This window comes from Cryobacterium sp. TMT4-10 (assembly GCF_004403275.1).
Classification (GTDB): Bacteria; Actinomycetota; Actinomycetes; order Actinomycetales; family Microbacteriaceae; genus Cryobacterium; species Cryobacterium shii.
In genome coordinates this window covers 1-16,860 of sequence record NZ_SOGU01000046.1, presented here as the reverse complement: position 1 = coordinate 16,860, position 16,860 = coordinate 1, and the positions used below count along the sequence as shown (strand labels likewise).

Below are 16,860 nucleotides of genomic sequence, written 5' to 3'. Positions count from 1 at the left end.
AGAAAGCTCGCCCACTCTTCGCCTGCCCGGATGCGTCATCTCGCGTCGGGCGGATCGGGTTGTGATGCATAAGGGAGTATCTGGGTGTCGGAACAGAATTTTGACCTTGTCGTTCTCGGCGGCGGAAGCGGCGGTTACGCGGCTGCATTGCGCGCCGTTCAGCTGGGCCTCACGGTTGGTCTGATCGAAAAGGACAAGCTTGGGGGCACCTGCCTGCACGTCGGTTGCATCCCGACGAAGGCGCTGCTGCACTCGGCCGAGGTGGCCGACGTCAGCCGCGAGGCCGCCAAATACGGCGTCAAGACGCAGTTCGAGGGCATCGACATGCCCGCGGTGAACGCGTTCCGCAAAGGCATCGTGGCGTCCAAGTACAAGGGGCTGCAGGGACTGATCAAGTCGCGCGGCATCACCATGATCGAGGGCGAGGGCCGCCTGGTCTCACCGAACACCGTGCAGGTCGGCGCAGACACCATCGTGGGCAAGAACGTCATCCTGGCAACGGGCTCCTACTCGCGCTCTCTGCCGGGACTCGCCATCGGCGGCCGCGTCATGACCAGCGAGCAGGCGCTCGAACTCGACTTCGTTCCCCAGAAGGTCGCCATTCTCGGCGGCGGGGTCATCGGCGTCGAATTCGCCAGTGTGTGGAAGTCCTTCGGAGCGGACGTCACGGTCATCGAGGCGCTGCCCCACCTGGTTCCCAACGAGGAAGAGTCCATCTCCAAGCAGTTGGAGCGCGCGTTCCGCAAGCGCGGCATCGAGTACTCCCTCGGGGTCCGGTTCCAGAGCGTCACCCAGCACGAGAACGGCGTCGTCATCACCCTGGAAAACGGGACCGTCATCGAAGCGGAGATCCTCCTCGTCGCCGTCGGACGTGGCGCGGCGACTGCCGGACTCGGCTTCGAAGAGGTCGGCGTTGCCATGGATCGTGGCTTCGTCCTCACCGATGAGCGCCTCGCAACCAACATCCCGGGTGTCTTCGCCGTGGGCGACATCGTCCCCGGACTGCAGCTCGCGCACCGTGGATTCCAGCAGGGCATCTTCGTCGCGGAAGAAATCGCCGGACTGAATCCGATCGTCGTCGACGACCTGAACATCCCGAAGGTCACCTACTGCGACCCCGAGATTGCATCCATCGGCTACTCGGAAGCCAAGGCGGCCGAGAAGTTCGGCGCCGACCAGATCTCCACCGTTGAGTACAACCTGGGTGGAAACGGCAAGAGCTCGATTCTGGGCACTGCCGGTTCGATCAAGCTCGTCCGGGCCAAGGACGGCCCCATCATCGGTGTCCACATGATCGGCGCCCGGGTCGGCGAACTCATCGGCGAGGGTCAGCTGGTAGTGAACTGGGAGGCTTACCCGGAGGACATCGCCCCGTTCCTGCACGCGCACCCCACCCAGAACGAGGCACTCGGCGAGGCCTTCCTGGCCCTGGCCGGCAAGCCACTGCACGCGTAGCAGCCGAATCTCGGCATTCAGACTCTCAAACTCTAATTACAGACAAATGGCTTTGAAGGAGACAATCGCATGAGCGAATCCGTTAACCTCCCGGCACTCGGTGAGAGTGTCACAGAGGGTACGGTCACCCGCTGGCTGAAGAGCGTGGGAGACCGCGTCGAAGTCGACGAGCCGCTGCTGGAAGTTTCGACCGACAAGGTGGACACGGAAATTCCGTCCCCCATCGCCGGAGTGATCGAAGCGATCCTGGTCCAGGAAGACGAGACCGTCGAGGTCGGAACGCCCCTGGTCACCATCGGAGACGGCTCAGCCGCCGCTGCTCCTGCCGCGGTCCCCGTCGCCGAAGCGCCGGCCCTGGTCGAAGAACCGGCTCCCGCGGCAGAGCCTGCTCCGGTCGAAGCCCCGGCACCGGTGGAAGCATCTGCACCCGTGGAAGCGCCAGCCCCCGTGGAAGCACCGGCACCCGCAGCAGTACCAGCGCCCGCAGCAGCGCCGGTGTTCGCACCGACCCCCGTGTTCGCGCCGTCGCCCGTCGCCGCCCCGGCAGCGGCCCCTGCCGCTCCGCCGACGGCCGCGCCGGCAGCTGAGCCCGTCACGTCCCGCGGATCCCACGCGGGAACGTCCGGTTACGTCACCCCCATCGTCCGCAAGCTCGCGAACGAGGCCGGCGTCGACCTCTCCAGCGTTCAGGGCACCGGTGTCGGCGGCCGCATCCGCAAGGAAGACATCGTTCTGGCTCAGGCCAGTGCCACCACGGGCGCCGTCCCCGCTGCCGCACCGGCCGTCGAAGTATCCGCCCTGCGCGGCACGACGCAGCCGATGTCCCGCCTGCGGAAGGTCGTCGCCGAGCGCGCCGTCATCTCCATGCAGTCGTCGGCACAGCTGACCACCGTCGTCGAGGTCGACGTCACCCGCGTGGCGATTCTGCGGGACAAGGTCAAGGGCGAGTTCCACGCCAAGACCGGCAACAAGCTGTCCTTCCTGCCGTTCTTCGCTCTCGCTGCTGCCGAGGCGCTGCAGGCCAACCCGATCATCAACGCCACGATCGACGGCGACACGATTGTGTACCCGAGCCAGGAGAACATCAGCATCGCCGTCGACACCGAGCGCGGCCTGCTTACCCCGGTCGTTCGGAACGCCGGCGAACTGGACCTCGCCGGATTCGCCGCCCAGATCGCCGACCTGGCGCAGCGCACCCGCGACAACAAGCTGAAGCCGGACGAACTCTCGGGCGGTACGTTCACCCTGACCAACACCGGTTCGCGCGGCGCCCTCTTCGACACTCCGGTGGTCTTCCTGCCGCAGAGCGCCATCCTGGGCACCGGCGTCGTCTACAAGAAGCCGCTCGTCGTCACCACCGACGGGCTCGACGCCATCGCGATCCGCTCCACCGTGTTCCTGGCCCTGTCCTACGATCACCGCATCATCGACGGCGCTGACGCGTCACGCTTCCTCGTCACCATGAAGCAGCGTCTCGAAGCGGGAGCCTTCGAAGCCAACCTCGGGATCTAGTCCCCATCGACGGTTCTGACTAGTCGTCGAAGATCTCCCTGATCCGCCAGCCGGCCTCGCCCTTGACCACAAGGACCGAGGCCGGCTTTCGTTGTGCGTCGGTTGCTGTCAGCGTCACCAGCGCGACGTCTCCGGTTCGGTAGGCGAGCACTGGCGTCCACGATGCCAAACCGATCGCCGCGGCCGCGGCCCCTCCCTGCTGCGCAAGGTGAACCGTGTGAGAGTCGGCGGCCAGCGCCGAAGACTGGGCCTGTTCGGCGCCGTCCAGGCACGCAACGGATGCCGCAGAGAGACACCGGTCGCGCAGCCCCAGCAGCGCCTGGACGGCGGTCACCGGGTCGTCTCCGTTCACCGCGACCCGGTCCGAGGGCGTCAGAGCGGCCGCCGAAGCCGGCACACTCGCAGCGGGCACGACCGGGGGCCCCGGGGCCGACTCGCCCGGACGGGCACCCCTGGCGGGCCGGAGACCGGAAACGGCGACTCCGGCCACGAGAACCGCGACGACCACCCCGGCGAGTGCCGGGCCCCGCCGGGCGCGAAGCGCGGGCCGCAGCCAGGCCCAGAGCCGGACGCCTGCGCCGTTGTCACGGCCGGCGCCCCTGCCCAGGACCGCCAGAACGACGCCGGCTGCCGCCCGCACCGCTGATACGGGCCCGGCGAACCACGGACCGCCCCAGCCCGCGCTCGAAGACCGGTCGGTTCCACCGCCACCGGCCGTGGCGGGCGACGCCCCCGTGACCGGAGCGACGCTTCGAAGGCGCAGGACGGTGACCGCGCTGTCCGGGTCGTGGCCGGGTTCCGCCCCTGACCCCAGACACACCGGTCCGGCGTCGCTCCACGCGAAGAGGCGCCGCTCCAGGTCAGCCAGCCTGGTCGCGCCCGGAACCCGCGGAGCTGCGGCGGCGAACCATTCGGCCAGTTCCCGCGCAGCATGGGTCTGCTCCGGGTCAGGGCCCACCCGGTCCAGCACGATTCGCACCAGGTGGGAGAGACAGCCCGCGGCATCCTCGGTCAGCGCTCTACGGGCAGGACCCGGTTCCGGAAACGCCCGAAGCCCGCCGAGTCCCGCCAGCACGGGGCGACCGCGGGAGTCGAAGAGGATCACGGCCGGGGTCAGCCCGAGATGCACGAGGCCGATCGCCTGGAGCTCCGCCAGCGCGACCACGACGGGAGCCAGGATCGTGACCGCCTCTCCCGGCTCCACCCAGCGCCCGTCGGCGAGGTGACGGCCGAGGCTGCCGCCGGTCAGTAATTCGAGTACGAGGCACATTCGGCCGCCCGGGAGAGTCGCCACGTCCAGGAGCCCCGCGAGGCGCCCCGGGCTGGTCTCGGTCAGGGCTCGGATCTCCCGTTCGATCGACGCGTCGTCCGCTTCCGGCCGAAAGACTTTCAACGCGACAGTCCTGGTCGGGGCGGCCATCTCGCCCTCCGGCGGCTCCCCCGAAGCCGCCCAGGAGGGGGCAACGCCGGCGTAGATGTCAGCTCGCTCGCTGGAGGCAAGGCGACGGAGCACCCGGTAACCGGCGATCAGGGTGAGGCGGTCGCTCGAGTCTGGGCGGCTGCCGGCGGCGGTCAGGGGGTTCGCCCGAATCGGTTCCTCATGGCTCGTCATGGCCGAATGCTGCACCCGAACGGGCACCGGCGGCGCACCGGGCGGACCCCGGAGCGCAACCAGGTCCCGGCCGGTGTGGGGAGGACAAGCTGGCCTAGACTGGTCGCATGCTCGACTTTGTCGTCGCGGGGCTAAGCGCCAACTCCGTGCCGTATGTTGAGGGCCTAGAGCTCCAACGCGCAGTCCATCGTTCCGTCGTCTCCGGGGTGAGGCCGGACACCGTCATCTTCCTCGAACATCCCTCCGTGTACACCGCCGGCAAACGCACCGCTCCGGAGGAACGGCCCACGAACGGAACCCCCGTCATCGATGCTGACCGCGGCGGGAAGATCACCTGGCACGGCCCCGGGCAACTCGTGGGCTATCCGATCATGCGTCTTGCGGAGCCGGTCGACGTCGTCGGCTACGTGCGCCGACTCGAGGGAATTCTGATCGACGTCCTCTCCGACTTCGGCGTCGACGGCCGCCGGGTGGCGGGACGGTCCGGCGTCTGGGTCGGCCCCGATGGGCAGGAAGACAAGATCGCAGCCATCGGAATCCGAGTCGCGGAAGGAGTGACCATGCACGGCTTCGCCCTCAACTGCAGCAACTCGCTCGAGCCGTACAGCCGCATCATCGCCTGCGGCATCAAAGATGCCGGCATCACCACCATGTCACGAGTCCTCGGCCGCGAGGTGTCGACCTCGCAACTGGTCGCCCCCCTCACTGCCCGGTTCCAGGCGGAGCTGGCGGCGGCATCATGACCGCGGCACCTGAGGGGCGGAAGATGCTCCGCCTCGAGATCCGTAACATGGAAACGCCGATCGAGCGCAAGCCCGCCTGGATCAAGACGGTCGCCAAGATGGGACCCGAGTACCGCAAACTCCAGGACCTGGTCAAAGGCGAGAACCTGCACACCGTCTGCCAGGAGGCGGGCTGCCCGAACATCTTCGAGTGCTGGGAAGACCGTGAGGCCACGTTCCTGATCGGCGGATCGCAGTGCACGCGGCGCTGCGACTTCTGCCAGATCGACACCGGAAAACCCGCGGACTACGACACCGACGAGCCTCGCCGGGTGGCGGAATCCGTCGTCAAGATGAACCTCCGGTACGCGACCGTCACCGGCGTCGCCCGGGACGACCTTGCCGACGAGGGCTCCTGGCTCTACGCCGAGACCATCCGGAAGATCCATGCCCAAAGCCCGGGCACGGGGGTGGAAATCCTCGTCCCGGATTTCTCGGGGAACCCCGAATTCCTCGGTGAGGTCTTCTCCGCCCGGCCCGAAGTCTTCGGGCACAACGTGGAAACGGTCCCCCGGATCTTCAAGCGCATCCGCCCGGCCTTCCGCTACGACCGGTCGCTCGACGTTCTCAGCCAGGGCCGGAACGCCGGTCTGATCACCAAATCCAACCTCATCCTCGGCATGGGCGAGGAACGTCAGGAGATCAGCCAGGCACTACAGGACCTGCACGATGCAGGCACAGACATCGTCACGATCACGCAGTACCTGCGGCCGACTTCCCGCCACCTCCCCGTGGCGCGCTGGGTGAAGCCGGAGGAATTCGTTGAGCTGAAACAGGAGGCGGAGGCCATCGGCTTTCTCGGAGTTCTGTCCGGCCCCCTGGTCCGATCCTCCTACCGCGCCGGACGGCTCTGGGCCCAGTCGATGGTGGCGACCGGGCGCGAAGTCCCCCCGCAGCTTCGTCAGCTGGCGGATGCGTCCCTGGGCTTCGCGCAGGCCGTCTCATGACCTGGAAACGGTCACGATCCGGGCGAGTGACTCGGTAGTCTTGACCCATGGCACGCAGCAAGGACAAGACTCCCAAACCCCCCAAACAGCCTGGCCGCTTGAAGCAAATGTGGCAGGTGTTCCAGATGACGCGACGGTACGACTCGAAAATCGTGCTCCTCATGATCGCCTCGTTCGTGATCCCGGTCGCGATCAGCCTCGTCCTGGGATTCCTCCTGTCGCCCGGCAACGTGCTGACGATCATCCTCTGGGTGATCGCGGGGATCCTGGCCGGAGTCCTGGCAATGCTCATCATCCTGGGACGCCGGGCCGAGAAGGCGGCGTACTCGCAGATCGAGGGTCAGCCCGGCGCGGTCGGCGCTGTCCTGCGCTCCTCGCTGAAGCGCGGCTGGGTGGGCAGCGAGATGCCCGTCGCCGTCAACGGGAAGACCCAGGATGCCGTCTACCGGGCCGTCGGGCGTGGTGGAGTCGTCCTGATCAGCGAAGGACCGCGCACCCGCACGGCCCGGATGCTCGAAGAAGAACGCCGCATGGTCACGCGACTGGGCGGCAGCATCGCCGTCACCGTGATCTCGGTTGGACCTGACGCCGACGCCGTGCCGCTGCACAAGCTCGCCCGTCGCCTGACCAAAATCAAGCCGACCCTGACCAAGGCCGAAGTCCTCGCCGTGAACAACCGCCTCACTTCGATGACGAAGAAGCTGCCGATCCCCAAGGGTGTCGACCCGATGAAGGCGCGTCCGCAGCGCGGAAACTAGCTGCGAATCAGTACGGTGCCTGCCACCTTGTCGTGAAACCCGCGTTGGTCGGAGTCCCAGACCAGCGCAGGAAAGGCGAGGCCGAGCAGCACGGCACGAACGACCGGGCGCCAGAGCCCGACCCAGCCTCCGCGCAGCGAAACCACCCGGAGCCCTACGAGACGGTGTCCGATGCTTCCGCCGAGGGTCGGGATGAATACGATCTGCAAGGCCACGAAGACTCCGGTGACGACGAATCCGTTGTAGTCCAGGAACGTGTAGTCGAAGAGCGCGAACGCGGCGGCCATGGCCAGGACCTGGTCGATCGCGAGGGCTGCGATCCTTCGTCCCACCCGGCCGACCGACTGGCTGCCCTGGTCGGGCAAGCCCAGGCGCTCCCCCGGCCATTTGCTGGGAGGAAGCTGTCCGAAAGGGATCGATTTCGAGGAGGCTGCAGACACGCGATGAGTCTACCGACCAGCCTCGGCTGTAACATGTGTGAAACATAAGCGTCACTGCCGGGTAATCCCATCCCACTAGCCTCAATTGAGCCGCAGTGCGCGACTTTTTCAGAGATCAACTGTTCAGAGATCAACGCCCACGTCGTTTGGAGTAAAACCGCATGTTCCGCGATTCGTCAGAAGTGCTCAAATTCATCAAGGATACCGACGTCAAGTTCCTTGACATTCGTTTCACCGATTTGCCGGGTGTGCAGCAGCACTTCAACATCCCCGCGTCGACCGTCGATGAGGAGTTCTTCACGGTCGGCCAGATGTTCGATGGTTCCTCGATCCGCGGTTTCGCGTCGATCCACGAATCCGACATGCAGCTGATCCCCGACGTCACCACCGCCTACATCGACGCGTTCCGCACCGAGCGCACGCTCATCATGCTGTTCGACATCTACAACCCGCGCAACGGTGAGATCTACTCCAAGGACCCCCGCCAGGTCGCCAAGAAAGCCGAGAAGTACCTCGCCTCGACCGGCATCGCCGACACCGCCTTCTTCGCTCCCGAAGCCGAGTTCTACATCTTCGACGACGTGCGTTACGAAGTGAACCAGCACTCCAGCTTCTACTCCGTCGACTCCAGTGAAGGCGCCTGGAACTCGGGCAAGAAAGAAGTGGGCGGAAACCTCGCCAACAAGACGCCGTTCAAGGGCGGCTATTTCCCGGTCAGCCCCGTCGACCAGCACGCCGACCTCCGCGACGACATCTGCCTCAAGCTGATCGACGCCGGCCTCATCCTCGAGCGCAGCCACCACGAGGTGGGCACCGGCGGCCAGGGCGAGATCAACTACCGCTTCGACACCATGGTGCACGCGGCCGACGATTTGCTCAAGTTCAAGTACATCGTCAAGAACACCTCGGCCGAGTGGGGCAAGACCGCCACCTTCATGCCGAAGCCGCTGTTCGGCGACAACGGATCCGGCATGCACACCCACCAGTCCCTCTGGGCCGACGGCAAGCCGCTCTTCTACGACGAGGCCGGCTACGGCGGGCTGTCCGACGTGGCCCGCTGGTACATCGGCGGCCTGCTCAAGCACGCCCCGGCAGTGCTCGCCTTCACGAACCCGAGCGTGAATTCCTACCACCGCCTGGTCCCGGGCTTCGAAGCTCCGGTCAACCTGGTCTACTCGGCCGGAAACCGCTCCGCGTCGATCCGGATCCCGATCACCGGCACCAACCCGAAGGCCAAGCGCATCGAATTCCGCGCTCCGGATGCCTCGGGCAACCCGTACCTCGCCTTCGCCGCCCAGCTGATGGCCGGCCTGGACGGGATCAAGAACCGGATCGAACCGCACGAGCCGGTCGACAAGGACCTCTACGAGCTGCCGCCCGAAGAAGCGAAGAACATCCCGCAGGTTCCCGCTTCCCTCGAAGAGGCCCTCGTGGCCCTCGAGAACGACCACGACTTCCTGCTCGCCGGAAACGTGTTCACTCCCGAACTGATTGAAACCTGGATCGGCTACAAGCGGGAGATGGAAATCAAGCCGCTCGCCCAGCGCCCGCACCCGTTCGAGTTCGAGCTCTACTACGGCGTCTAAAACGCAGAACCGCCCGCAACCTGAAAGGACCGCACCCCCTCGGGGATGCGGTCCTTTCAGGTTCCGGGCCCGGCGCTCAGCCGCCGAAGGGGCCGGCCCGCTCCGCGGGCCCGTAGAACCTGCGCTCGAATACGGCGCGGGCCCGCCGCGTCAGGGACAGATACTCCTCTTCGAGCTGGTTGGCGGAGCCCGGCGGGTACTGCATCACCCGGGCGACCCCCTCGAGCTGAGCCCGGTCAGTCGGCAGCACATCGGACGTCTTGTTGGTCCACAGGGTGATGGCGGACCTGCATCGGGACGCGAACTTCCACGCCACCGTCAATGTCTCGGCATCCGCGTCGCTGACCAGGTCGGCGTCGGCCGCGGCGCGAAGGGCACCCAGCGTCGATGTCGTGCGCAACGCCGGGATGGCCGCCGCATGCTGCAGCTGCAGCAGCTGCACGAACCACTCCACGTCGCTCAGTGAGCCGCGTCCGAGTTTCAGGTGCCGGTTGGGGTCCGCCCCCTGGGGCAGCCTCTCGCTCTCCACCCGCGCCTTGATTCGCTTGACTTCCCGGACAGCCTGTTCGCTGATCGCGGCGGGATACCGGACCGAGTCGGCCACCGTCTCGAAGTCGGCGAGCAGCCGCGAATCGCCCGCCACTCCCCTGCCCCGGAGCAGAGCCTGCGCCTCCCAGGTGAGCGACCAACGGCGGTAGTACGCCTCGTAGGATTCGAGGGAGCGGGCCACGGAGCCGTTCTTGCCCTCCGGGCGCAGCCCGAGGTCGAGATCGAGGGGCAGCCGGTTGTCGTCGGTCAGCCGGGCCAATTCGCGCACGATGAACTTCGCCCGGTCGTGCGCGGCCTCGCCGGTCAGGGTCCCGGGCCGGAAGACGTACATCACGTCGGCGTCCGATCCGAAGCCCAGTTCGGCCCCGCCGAATCGTCCCATCCCGATCACGGCGAATTCGATCCCGTCAGCGGCCGACCCCTCCGGCGCGCCCCCCAGGGGCGTGCCCCGGATGGCGGCGAGAACCCCCTGGATGATGGTGGCGGTCACGTCGGTGAGTCCGGTCGCGAGGGCCTCGATACTGATCTGGCCCAGGACGGCCGAGGAAGCCAGTCGCAACATCTCCCGGCGCCGGGCCGTGCGCAGGATGGACGCGGCGGCATCGGGGCTCTCATGCCGGGCCAGCACGGCGCGCGCCTCCTCGTGGAGGGTCGCCACACTACGGGGGCGCAGGTCGTCTTCGTCCTCCAGCCAGGCCACCGACTCGGGGATCGTCTCGAGCAGCTCCCCGACGAACCGTGACGAGGACAACACCCGGGTCAGGCGTTCGGCCGCCCCGGACGAGTCGCGCAGCATACGCAGGAACCAGTAGGTCGTGCCGAGGCTGTCGCTCAAGCGGCGGAAGGCCAGCAGACCGTAATCCGGGTCGGCGCCCTCCGAGAACCACTGCAGCAGAACGGGCAGCAGATGCCGCTGGATCGCCGCCCGGCGGGACACACCGCCGGTGAGAGCGGCGATGTGGGCCAGGGCGCCCGCGGTGTTGCGGAAGCCGATGGCCGCCAGCCGGGCTTCAGCCTGCGCACTGGTCAGGTTGAGACCGTCGGCCGGGAGCGCGGCCACGGCGGAGAGCAATGGGCGGTAGAACAGTCGTTCGTGCAGTCCCCGGACTCGATGCTTGACCTGGGCCCACCGGTCGGTGAGCTGTGCGGCGTTCGGTGCGAGACCCGTGGCCCGGGCCAGCACGCGCAGACTCGCCTCATCGCGGGGCACGAGATGGGTGCGGCGCAACTTCTCCAGCTGCAGCCGATGTTCCATCAGGCGCAGGATCCGGTAGTCCTGCGCGAACTCGGCCGCCTCAGCCCGTCCCACGTAGCCGCTGTCCACCAGCGCCGTCAGAGCGGGGAGGGTTCCGGCCTGACGCACGTCCGGGTCGGTCTGCCCGTGCACCAGCTGCAGCAACTGCACGGTGAACTCAATATCGCGCAGTCCTCCGGGGCCGAGCTTGAGTTGCACGGCAACTTCGTCGTCCGGGATGTTCTTTGTCACCCGTTCACGCATCCGCTGCACGGAATCGACGAAGTTCTCCCGGCTGGCGCTGGTCCACACCTTCGGGGCCACCGCCTCGACGTAACGGCCGCCGAGGCCGAGATCGCCCGCCAGCGGGCGAGCCTTGAGCAGCGCCTGGAATTCCCAGCTCTTGGCCCACCGGTCGTAGTACGCCAGGTGAGACTCGAGGGAGCGGACGAGTGCTCCGGATTTTCCTTCCGGACGGAGGTTCGGGTCTACCTCCCAGAGTTCGGGCTCGAGCGACGGCTGGTTCAGGCCCCGCATCACGAGGATGGCGAGCCGGGTGGCGATGTCGACGGCCCGCGGCGACTCCAGCCCCGCCTCGGGGTCACCCTCAGCGACGAAGATCACGTCCACATCGCTCACGTAGTTCAGTTCGCCGGCTCCGGCCTTGCCCATGCCGATGATGGCCAGCCGGGTGGCCCGAACCTCGTCCGCCGGGAACACGCCGCGGGCGGGGGCGAGACCGCTGGACATGCTGCGCGCGACGGCCAGGGACGCTTCCAGGGCGGCAGCCGCGAGGTCGGCGAGGGTGCGTGCGATCCCGTCGAGCCCCGCGACGGGATCGGCCTGCTCCAGGTCGAAGGCGGCCAACTCGGCCAGCCGGCGGCGGTAGCGAACCCGCAGCGCCACCCACCCGTCGTCGTCGACGAGGGTGGCGAAGCCATCATGGCTGCCGACGGAGTCCAGCAGGTCGGCGGTCAGTTCGGACGCACCCGGCAACCTCGCCAGGGGCCTGGCGAGGACCGCGAGCTCCTCCGGGCGTCGCAGGAAGAACTCAGCCAGGCCGCTCGAGGCCCCGAGGACGCGCACCAGCCTCAACGCCGAGTCGGCGTGGCCGAGGATGGCATGCGACTCGTCCGGCGACTGGCGCAGGAGCTCGACCAGGGAACCGAGGGCGGCGTCCGGGTTCGCTGTCCTGGTCAGAAGGGGCAGCAGCACTGTCGGCTCCGGACCGCCCAGTTCGCCTACCTCCATGAGCCGCAGGCGCACCTCGCTCAGCTCGACGAAACCCACCCGAGCAAGCTCGGTGAGAGTGAGTATTTCCCGCGCCATGAGTTCCGTTCCCGGGGCGGCTAGAGCATCTCGAGGTTCTTGTCGAGCTCGAACGGGGTCACCTGGGAGCGGTATTCCTTCCACTCCTGGCGCTTGTTGAGCAACACGTAGTTGAAGACGTGCTCTCCGAGCGTTTCGGCGACGAGCTCGGACTCCTCCATGAACTGGATCGCGTGGTCAAGGCTGGCGGGCAATTGACGATAACCCAGCGCGCGACGCTCGGTGTCGCTGAGCCCCCAGACGTTGTCCTCGGCCTCGGGAGGCAACTCGTAGCCCTCCTCGATACCCTTGAGGCCGGCGGCCAGCATCAGCGAATACGCCAGGTACGGGTTCGCGGCCGAGTCGATGGCGCGGTACTCGACGCGGGCGCTCTGGCCCTTGTTGGGCTTGTACAACGGAACCCTGATCAGGGCGGAACGGTTGTTGTGCCCCCAGCAGACGAAACTGGGAGCTTCGTCGCCGCCCCACAGCCGTTTGTAGGAATTGACGAACTGGTTCGTCACCGCGGTGATCTCCGGGGCGTGCTTGAGCAGTCCGGCAATGAACTGACGGCCGGTCTTGGAGAGCTGGTACTGCGCACCGGCCTCGTAGAACGCGTTGGTGTCGCCCTCGAACAGGGACAGGTGCGTGTGCATACCCGATCCGGGGTGCTCCGACATGGGCTTGGGCATGAACGTGGCGTACACGCCCTGCTCGATGGCGACTTCCTTGATCACGGTGCGGAAGGTCATGATGTTGTCGGCCGTCGTGAGGGCATCCGCGTAGCGCAGGTCGATCTCGTTCTGACCGGGACCCGCCTCGTGGTGGCTGAACTCCACCGAGATGCCGAGGTCTTCGAGCATCCGCACCGACCGGCGACGGAAGTCGTGGGCTGTGCCGCCGGGGACGTTGTCGAAGTAGCCGGCCGAATCCACCGGGACCGGTCCGTTCTTGCCGTACTTCGACGACTTGAGCAGGTAGAACTCGATCTCGGGATGCGTGTAGAAGGTGAATCCGCGATCGGCGGCCTTCGCCAGGGTCCGCTTGAGCACGTTTCGCGGGTCGGCGACCGCCGGCTGACCGTCGGGAGTCATGATGTCGCAGAACATGCGGGCGGTGGGATCGATCTCACCACGCCAGGGCAGGATCTGGAAGGTGGTGGGGTCGGGATGAGCGAGCACGTCCGCCTCGAACGAGCGGGTGAGGCCTTCGATGGCGGAGCCGTCAAAACCGAGGCCCTCAGCGAAGGCACCCTCCACCTCGGCAGGCGCGATGGCCACCGATTTGAGTGTGCCGACAACGTCCGTGAACCAGAGTCGGATGAACTTGATGCCCCGCTCCTCGATGGTCCGGAGAACGAAGTCGCGCTGCTTGTCCATTCACGCCCTTTCTTGTTGTTACCTAGGCTACTGGCTGGCGCCGAAACTCGGGCGAAACTGGGCGCCAGTCGGCGGATTACACCCTGACTACACTGGACCCATGCCAGAGTCGACCGTTCCCGAAGTGCCCGCCGCCGCCCGCGAGCTGAACCCGTTCGCGCCCGTGCCGCCCGGGCCCAAGCGGGTGCGCACCCGCCATTTTCACAATGCCAAACAGCAGGGCATCCCGATCACCGGGCTGACCAGCTATGACATGCTCACCGCCCAGATCTTCGACCAGGCCGGGATCGACTTCCTGCTCGTCGGGGACTCGGCCGGCAACAACGTGTTCGGCTACGAGAGCACCCTGCCCGTCACCGTCGACGAGCTGATCCCCCTCACCCGGGCCGTCTCGCGGGCGGTCACCCGAGCCCTCGTCATCGCCGACATGCCATTCGGATCGTATGAGACCGGCCAATCCGAGGCTCTGCACACGGCCGTGCGCTTCATGAAAGAGGCGCAGGCCCATGCGGTCAAGCTCGAGGGCGGCGTGCGCAGTCGCAAGCAGATCAAACGCATCGTGACGTCGGGGATTCCCGTGATGGGTCACATCGGCTTCACCCCGCAGAGCGAGCACGGGCTGGGCGGCCACATCATTCAGGGGCGGGGCGCGGCCGCCGACCAGCTGATCGAGGACGCTCTCGCGGTGCAGGATGCCGGCGCCTTCGCCGTTGTGCTCGAAATGGTGCCGGCTACGGTGGCCGCACTGGTGACCGCCCGGCTCGAGATCCCCACCATCGGGGTCGGCGCGGGCCCGGACGTCGACGGACAATTGATGGTCTGGACTGATTTCGCGGGCCTTACCGAGGGCCGCGTGCCCCGGTTCGTGCGCCAGTACGCGAACATGCGCAGCGTGCTGACGGATGCTGTGCACCAGTTCAAGGAAGACGTCGACTCCGGCGCCTATCCCGGCCCCGAGCACAGCTACGAGTAGGGCCGGTCAGCGGTCCTAGCGGTCGTTTGCCGCTTCTTCCTCGGCCCATTTGGCGCTGTTCGCGCGCAGTTTCTCCAGCGCGTGAGCGGCCTCGTCACGTGTTGCGAACGGCCCGACGCGCTCCTTGGAGGTGGACTGCATACCCTCCTCGACCGCTCCCGTGCGCATGTTGTACCAGAACTGGTGTTCAGTGTCTTCGGACATAAGCTGATCCTATGCCCAAGGATTCTGCCGGTCACCTGTTGCCGGGAACGGTCTCCCCGTTCCGCCCCGTTCCGCGCCACATCCCACGACCGGAGTACGTCGGCCGTGAGATGCCGGCGCCGTTCACCGGATCGGACGTGTACTCTCCGGACAAGATCGAGCTGATCCGCGAATCGGGCCGGATCGCGGCGCAGGCGATCGAAGCCGTGGGACGGGCCGTCCGCCCGGGCGTCACGACGGACGAACTCGACCGGATCGGCCACGACTTCATCATCCAACACGACGCCTACCCGTCGACCCTGGGCTACCGCGGCTACCCCAAGTCGCTGTGCAGTTCGGTGAACGAGGTGATCTGCCATGGCATCCCCGACGACACCGTTCTCGAGAACGGGGACATCGTAAACATCGACATCACTGCCTTCAAGAACGGGGTGCACGGCGACACGAACGTCACGTTCATCGTCGGCGAGGCCGGCGACGAGGTGAGGCTGCTGGTCGAGCGTACCCGGGAGGCCCTCGCCCGGGGCATCAAGGCCGTCGCACCGGGCAGGCAGGTCAACGTCATCGGTCGCACGATCGAGTCCTATGCGAAGCGTTTCAACTATGGCGTGGTGCGCGACTTCACCGGCCACGGGGTCGGAGAGTCCTTCCACTCCGGGCTGATCATCCCGCACTACGACTCCGCCCCCGTTTACGACACCGTGATGGAGGTCGGCATGGTCTTCACGATCGAACCGATGCTCACCCTCGGCGGATCCGACTGGGACATGTGGGCCGACGACTGGACCGTGACGACGAAAGACAAGAGCATCACGGCCCAGTTCGAACACACCCTCGTCGTGACCGAGCACGGCGCCGAAATTCTCACCCTCCCGTAAACGGTAGGTTTTGACTATGAGTTCAACCACGGCCATCGGCATTGATATTGGCGGCACCGGAATCAAGGGAGCGGTGGTCGACCTGGTCACCGGTCAATTTCTGTCCGATCGGGTGAAACTCCCCACCCCCAAGGGGGGACGCCCGGTGGACATCGTCGAGTCCACGCGCGCCCTCCTCGCCACGGTCTCCTCCGTGGCGGGCGCCTCCGCACTGCCGGTCGGGATCTGCTTCCCCGCCATCGTGAAGAACGGGCACACCATGTCCGCCGCCAATGTCTCGGACAAGTGGATCGGCCTCGCCGCCGAGAAGCTGTTCCAGAAGAGCCTGGGGCAGCCGATCCACTTCGTCAACGACGCCGATGCCGCGGGGTACGCGGAATCCGAGTTCGGCGCGGCCAAGGGCGTGCGGGGAGTGGTCCTGATGACCACCCTCGGCACCGGGATCGGAACGGCCCTGATCAACGACGGCGTGCTCGTGCCGAACACCGAGCTCGGTCACCTCCAGATCGACGGCGTCGACCACGAGACGCGCGCGGCATTCTCTGCCAAGGAGCGCGAACACCTGAGCTGGGATAAGTGGGCCTCCCGCCTGCAGAAGTACTACTCGACCCTGGAGGCCCTGTTCTCCCCCGACCTGTTCATCGTCGGCGGCGGCGTGTCCAAGCACCATCAGGACTTCCTGCCGCTTCTGAAGCTGAAGACCCCGATCATCCCGGCCGTCCACCGCAACAATGCCGGAATCCTGGGGGCAGCTGCCCTCGCCGTCAAGAACCTGAACTGACCCGTCCACATGGCGCCGCCACTCACTGACCTCCCGGTCCTTGAGCCGGCCGACCGCCAGGAATGGCGGGCCTGGCTCCAGACCCACCATGCAGAGAGCCGCGGCGTGTGGCTGGCCATCGGGAAGAAGGGAAACTCCGTCACCGAGCTCTCCTACGAGGCTGCGGTGGAAGAGGCCCTGTGCTTCGGCTGGATTGACAGTGTGGTCAATCGCCTCGGTGGCGACCGGTACAAACAGCTAATGACGCCCCGCAAGCGGGGAAGCGCCTGGGCGCCCAGCAACAGGGAACGGTGGGGCCGCCTGGTGGCGCAGGGACGGGTCGCCCCGGCCGGCCGTGCAGCCGTTGAGGCCGCGCAGGCAGACGGTGACGGCGCTCAGCGAAATTCCCCAGTCCTGCTCATCGAAGCTCCCCAGGTCGCGGGGATAGATTAGCGGAAGTTTGTGCCCGTTGTCACGCGGCGG

At 66.8% G+C, this 16,860-nt stretch carries 15 protein-coding genes; 10 read left to right on the top strand and 5 right to left on the bottom strand.

Translation table 11 applies throughout. From position 1 onward, the window contains the following. Positions 1 to 84: 84 nt before the first annotated feature. Complete coding sequence (gene lpdA, locus E3T42_RS07170; RefSeq protein WP_134402743.1) at positions 85 to 1,455, top strand: dihydrolipoyl dehydrogenase; 1,371 nt, start codon at positions 85 to 87, stop codon at positions 1,453 to 1,455. 69 nt (positions 1,456 to 1,524) lie between these two features. Then, a complete protein-coding gene (locus E3T42_RS07165) occupies positions 1,525 to 2,967 on the top strand; it encodes a 2-oxo acid dehydrogenase subunit E2 (protein ID WP_134364887.1) in 1,443 nt (480 codons plus the stop codon). A 19-nt stretch (positions 2,968 to 2,986) separates the two neighbouring features. Here the strand turns inward: E3T42_RS07165 and E3T42_RS07160 are convergent, their stop codons facing one another. Continuing rightward, a complete protein-coding gene (locus E3T42_RS07160; RefSeq protein ID WP_134402742.1) occupies positions 2,987 to 4,579 on the bottom strand; it encodes a hypothetical protein in 1,593 nt (530 codons plus the stop codon). Positions 4,580 to 4,686: 107 nt separating this feature from the next. Here E3T42_RS07160 and lipB point away from each other — a divergent pair, with 107 nt between their 5' ends. From lipB to E3T42_RS07145, 3 genes are read left to right on the top strand one after another with little or no spacing between them, the layout of a single operon-like run. After that, complete coding sequence (lipB, locus tag E3T42_RS07155; protein WP_134364889.1) at positions 4,687 to 5,322, top strand: lipoyl(octanoyl) transferase LipB; 636 nt, start codon at positions 4,687 to 4,689, stop codon at positions 5,320 to 5,322. Beyond that, complete coding sequence (gene lipA / locus E3T42_RS07150; protein ID WP_134364890.1) at positions 5,319 to 6,308, top strand: lipoyl synthase; 990 nt, start codon at positions 5,319 to 5,321, stop codon at positions 6,306 to 6,308. Before lipB ends, lipA begins: the two co-directional genes overlap by 4 nt. 47 nt (positions 6,309 to 6,355) lie before the next feature. Next, positions 6,356 to 7,066: a DUF4191 domain-containing protein gene (locus tag E3T42_RS07145; RefSeq protein WP_134364891.1), complete on the top strand. Its 711-nt coding sequence runs from the start codon at positions 6,356 to 6,358 to the stop codon at positions 7,064 to 7,066. Here E3T42_RS07145 and E3T42_RS07140 read toward each other — a convergent pair. After that, complete coding sequence (locus E3T42_RS07140) at positions 7,063 to 7,506, bottom strand: RDD family protein (RefSeq protein WP_241975902.1); 444 nt, start codon at positions 7,504 to 7,506, stop codon at positions 7,063 to 7,065. The genes E3T42_RS07145 and E3T42_RS07140 overlap by 4 nt on opposite strands. Positions 7,507 to 7,667: 161 nt before the next feature. On the opposite strand from E3T42_RS07140, the gene glnA reads away from it, so the two are divergent. Then, positions 7,668 to 9,092: a type I glutamate--ammonia ligase gene (glnA, locus tag E3T42_RS07135; RefSeq protein WP_134364892.1), complete on the top strand. Its 1,425-nt coding sequence runs from the start codon at positions 7,668 to 7,670 to the stop codon at positions 9,090 to 9,092. Between the two features lie 76 nt (positions 9,093 to 9,168). Here the strand turns inward: glnA and E3T42_RS07130 are convergent, their stop codons facing one another. Further along, complete coding sequence (locus tag E3T42_RS07130; RefSeq protein ID WP_134364893.1) at positions 9,169 to 12,204, bottom strand: bifunctional [glutamine synthetase] adenylyltransferase/[glutamine synthetase]-adenylyl-L-tyrosine phosphorylase; 3,036 nt, start codon at positions 12,202 to 12,204, stop codon at positions 9,169 to 9,171. 20 nt (positions 12,205 to 12,224) lie between these two features. Next, positions 12,225 to 13,562, bottom strand: a complete 1,338-nt coding sequence (locus tag E3T42_RS07125) for a glutamine synthetase family protein (RefSeq protein WP_134364894.1) — start codon at positions 13,560 to 13,562, stop codon at positions 12,225 to 12,227. A 100-nt stretch (positions 13,563 to 13,662) separates the two neighbouring features. Here E3T42_RS07125 and panB point away from each other — a divergent pair, with 100 nt between their 5' ends. Beyond that, positions 13,663 to 14,535, top strand: a complete 873-nt coding sequence (gene panB / locus E3T42_RS07120; RefSeq protein ID WP_134364895.1) for a 3-methyl-2-oxobutanoate hydroxymethyltransferase — start codon at positions 13,663 to 13,665, stop codon at positions 14,533 to 14,535. A gap of 15 nt (positions 14,536 to 14,550) precedes the next feature. On the opposite strand, the gene E3T42_RS07115 is transcribed toward panB, so the two are convergent. Further along, on the bottom strand, positions 14,551 to 14,739 hold the full coding sequence (locus E3T42_RS07115) for an SPOR domain-containing protein (protein ID WP_134364896.1): 189 nt from the start codon (positions 14,737 to 14,739) through the stop codon (positions 14,551 to 14,553). Between the two features lie 11 nt (positions 14,740 to 14,750). Here E3T42_RS07115 and map point away from each other — a divergent pair, with 11 nt between their 5' ends. From map to E3T42_RS07100, 3 genes are read left to right on the top strand one after another with little or no spacing between them, the layout of a single operon-like run. Beyond that, positions 14,751 to 15,617, top strand: a complete 867-nt coding sequence (gene map / locus E3T42_RS07110; protein WP_134364897.1) for a type I methionyl aminopeptidase — start codon at positions 14,751 to 14,753, stop codon at positions 15,615 to 15,617. 16 nt (positions 15,618 to 15,633) lie between these two features. Further along, complete coding sequence (gene ppgK, locus E3T42_RS07105) at positions 15,634 to 16,398, top strand: polyphosphate--glucose phosphotransferase (protein ID WP_134402741.1); 765 nt, start codon at positions 15,634 to 15,636, stop codon at positions 16,396 to 16,398. Positions 16,399 to 16,407: 9 nt separating this feature from the next. Beyond that, entirely contained in the window at positions 16,408 to 16,830 is a 423-nt protein-coding gene (locus E3T42_RS07100; protein WP_134402740.1) for a YdeI family protein, read from the top strand. The last annotated feature ends 30 nt before the right edge of the window (positions 16,831 to 16,860 follow it).